Origin of the sequence: uncultured Pontibacter sp. (genome assembly GCF_947499215.1) — a bacterium.
GTDB lineage: Bacteria > Bacteroidota > Bacteroidia > Cytophagales > Hymenobacteraceae > Pontibacter.
In genome coordinates this window covers 2501-5325 of the sequence record NZ_CANMNI010000006.1, presented here as the reverse complement: position 1 = coordinate 5325, position 2825 = coordinate 2501, and the positions used below count along the sequence as shown (strand labels likewise).

2 rRNA genes (1 of these 2 cut by a window edge) are annotated in these 2825 nt (G+C 55.8%); both read right to left on the bottom strand.

What is annotated here, in order from left to right:
• Positions 1 to 5: 5 nt before the first annotated feature.
• A 5S ribosomal RNA gene (gene rrf, locus Q1A04_RS19010) occupies positions 6 to 117 on the bottom strand.
• 131 nt (positions 118 to 248) lie between these two features.
• Positions 249 to 2825 (bottom strand): 23S ribosomal RNA (locus Q1A04_RS19005) (it continues 317 nt past the right edge of the window).

Sequence of the window (2825 nt, the reverse complement as noted above, 5' to 3'; positions counted from 1 at the left end):
GTTGGGGTTGGCGGCCACCTACTCTCCCGGGTGTGACCCCAGTACCATCGGCGCAGCCGGGCTTAACTTCTCTGTTCGGGATGGGAAGAGGTGAACACCGGCGCCATAGCCGCCATTGTCGTCGCGTGGTCTTTGGTCACGCATAATGGCTGAATAAAGCTCTTGTATGATTTGACTAGTTGGGAGAGAAAAAAGCGTTCGTTTCATTGCCAAGGGGCGGGCCGTGCTGGCCGGTTGCACATGTGTGCGTGAGAACGCGCTCGGGCAATTAGTACCGCTCGGCTTTGACATCTCTGCCTTTACACCTGCGGCCTATCAACGTCATCGTCTCTGACGGCCCTTAAGGGAGATCTCATCTTGGGGCGGGTTTCGCACTTAGATGCTTTCAGCGCTTATCCCGTCCGAGCGTAGCTACCCTGCGCTGCGGCTGGCGCCACAACAGGTCCACCAGAGGCTCGTCCATCCCGGTCCTCTCGTACTAAGGACAGAACCCCTCAAATCTCCGACGCCCACAACAGATAGGGACCGAACTGTCTCACGACGTTCTGAACCCAGCTCGCGTGCCACTTTAATCGGCGAACAGCCGAACCCTTGGGACCTTCTCCAGCCCCAGGACGTGACGAGCCGACATCGAGGTGCCAAACCTCCCCGTCGATATGAGCTCTTGGGGGAGATCAGCCTGTTATCCCCAGAGTACCTTTTATCCTTTGAGCGATGGCCCTTCCATGCGGAACCACCGGATCACTATATCCGTCTTTCGACCCTGCTCGGCTTGTGGGCCTCACAGTCAAGCCCCCTTGTGCTATTGCGCTCTGCGTACGGTTACCAAGCGTACTGAGGGAACCTTTGAAAGCCTCCGTTATTGTTTTGGAGGCGACCACCCCAGTCAAACTACCCACCAAGCACGGTCCCCCTCTCAGAGGGGTTAGGCGCCAAGCAACTCAAGGGCCGTATTTCAAGGATGAATCCAGGACGCCTGGCGACGCCCCTTCATATTCTCCGGCCTATCCTACACATGAGTTACCCAGCGTCAATGCTAAGCTATAGTAAAGGTTCATGGGGTCTTTCCGTCCCGTTGCGGGTACTCGGCATCTTCACCGAGACTACAATTTCACCGAGCTCACGGCTGAGACAGCGCCCAGATCGTTACACCATTCGTGCAGGTCGGAACTTACCCGACAAGGAATTTCGCTACCTTAGGACCGTTATAGTTACGGCCGCCGTTTACCGGGGCTTCGATTCAGAGCTTCGCCTTGCGGCTAACCCCCCCTCTTAACCTTCCGGCACCGGGCAGGTGTCAGGCCTTATACGTCATCTCTCGATTTTGCAAAGCCATGTGTTTTTGTTAAACAGTCGCCTGGGCCTTTTCACTGCGGCTTCTTGCATTGCTGCAAGGAAGCGCCCCTTCTCCCGAAGTTACAGGGCCATTTTGCCGAGTTCCTTGGCCGTGATTCACTCGAGCACCTTAGGATTCTCTCCTCGACCACCTGTGTCGGTTTGCGGTACGGGCTGCCATGCATTTAAACGCTTAGCGGGTTTTCTAGGGAGCCTGATTAGGGACACTATCCCCTTGGCCGAAGCCGCGGGGTACTATCAGCTTTCAGCTAGTCCGGCGTACTTCACTACCGGTCCAATACCTACGGCCTTCAACGCACTATTCCGTCAGTGCGCGGTCCTTTCACTTCTCCGTCACCGCATCGCTATGCATAGCCGGTGCTGGAATATTAACCAGCTGTCCATCGGCCTGCGCTTTCGCCTCGGCCTTAGGTCCCGACTAACCCTGATCCGATTAGCGTTGATCAGGAAACCTGGGTCTTTCGGTGTGCGGGTTTCTCGCCCGCATTATCGTTACTTATGCCTACATTTGCTTTTCCGGGCGCTCCAGCGCGCCTTGCCGGCACGCCTTCGTCGCCCCCGGAATGCTCCCCTACCAGTGTAATAAATTACAATCCGCAGCTTCGGTGCCATGCTTGATGCCCGATTATTATCGATGCCCTGTCGCTCGACCAGTGAGCTGTTACGCACTCTTTAAATGAGTGGCTGCTTCCAAGCCAACATCCTGGCTGTCTCTGCAACTGGACCCCCTTTGTTCAACTTAGCGTGGACTTTGGGACCTTAGCTGGCGGTCTGGGTTCTTTCCCTCTCGGCGCGGGACCTTAGCACCCCGCGCCTCACTGCCGCGTATATCAAGTGGCATTCGGAGTTCGTCAGGATTCGGTAGGATTTGACTCCCCCTAGTCCTATCGGTAGCTCTACCTCCACATGACTCGACCGCGACGCTGCCCCTAAAGGCATTTCGGGGAGTACGAGCTATTTCTCAGTTTGATTGGCCTTTCACCCCTACCCACAGGTCATCCAAATACTTTTCAACGTAAACTGGTTCGGACCTCCATTTGGTTTTACCCAAACTTCATCCTGCCCATGGGTAGATCACAAAGTTTCGCGTCTACCCCCTCTGACTGTGCGCCCTGTTCAGACTCGCTTTCGCTGCGGCTCCGGGCCTCAAGACCCTTAACCTCGCCAGAGAGGAGTAACTCGTAGGCTCATTATGCAAAAGGCACGCCGTCACCCAACGAATGGGCTCCGACCGCTTGTAGGCGCATGGTTTCAGGGTCTATTTCACCCCCTTATTCAGGGTACTTTTCACCTTTCCCTCACGGTACTGGTTCACTATCGGTCTCTCAGGAGTATTTAGCCTTAGCGGATGGTGCCGCTGGATTCAGGCGGGATTTCTCCGGTCCCGCCCTACTCAGGATACCACTAGGGCCTGTGTCCTTACGCGCAAAGGGCTGTCACCTTCTCCGGCCAGACTTCCCAGTCTGTTA